Below are 929 nucleotides of genomic sequence, written 5' to 3'. Positions count from 1 at the left end.
TAGCGGTGGGGAAACACCCGTACCCATTCCGAACACGGAAGTTAAGCCCACCAGCGTACCGTGAAGTACTGGAGTGAGCGATCCTCTGGGAACCACGGGTCGCCGCCTGCCCATTCATCCGGGAGAATACTCCCACTCAGCCCACGGACATCGCGTCCGTGGGCTTTTTTCATATACAGCGAGCGGACGCGCCGCCCACACGCGACCGCTAGGCTTAAACGCTCGACAGCGGTACGTTCGAACGGCGCCAAGGTGGCAGAGTTCGGTCAGACGCAGCGGCCTGCAGAGCCGCCCAACGCCGGTTCAAATCCGGCCCTTGGCTTTCTATCGCGGCCGCAATGTACAGCGACATCGGTCTCACGAACTGACCCGCTTAGTAACCGTTAAACACCGGGTGACCCATGCGTCAACTATGCAACGACGCGCTGTGGCCGTGTTTGTCGCGCTGTTCCTCGCCGTCGCGGGCGTGGCGGGCGCGCTGACCGCGACGGCCGATAGTCCGGAGATTGCGCTCGAAAATCCGGAGATCGACGCCTCACAGGGCGACACGATCGACGCCGGCGGTGAGTCGTACGTGGTGGCAGATATCTCCGAGACGGAAGAGGGCGGCGGGGGTCACGGTGGTGCGGCGACGACCGTGGTCACCGGGACGCTCGAACGCGAGTTCACCGCGGAGACCTCCGAGACGTGGGCGAACGGGTCGACCGTCTCGGTCGACGACCGCGAGTGGCGTGTCGAGGTCGCCGGTGAGAACGCCACCGAGTTCACGCTCGTCGAGGCGCTCGACCGGCAGGCGATCCTCGGGGCCGACGACGCCGCGGAGAACGAGACGGTTACGCTCGATGACGGCGAGTACGTCGCCGTGACCGACGACTCCGGCGAACGGACACTGGTGCCCGTCGAGGAGTACTTCCCCGCACCGGAACAGC

Annotated in this window: 1 tRNA gene, 1 rRNA gene and 1 pseudogene; all 3 read left to right on the top strand. The window is 65.2% G+C overall.

What is annotated here, in order from left to right:
• Positions 1-111, top strand: a 5S ribosomal RNA gene (gene rrf, locus C464_RS02730); the annotation flags it as partial.
• Between the two features lie 135 nt (positions 112-246).
• Positions 247-322: transfer RNA gene (locus tag C464_RS02725), tRNA-Cys, on the top strand.
• 105 nt (positions 323-427) lie between these two features.
• Positions 428-929, top strand: a pseudogene (locus C464_RS02720) (hypothetical protein); the annotation flags it as partial.

Source organism: Halorubrum coriense DSM 10284 (genome assembly GCF_000337035.1).
Classification (GTDB): Archaea; Halobacteriota; Halobacteria; order Halobacteriales; family Haloferacaceae; genus Halorubrum; species Halorubrum coriense.
The sequence above is the reverse complement of the archived record's forward strand: the minus strand, read 5'-3'. Positions and strand labels throughout refer to the sequence as shown.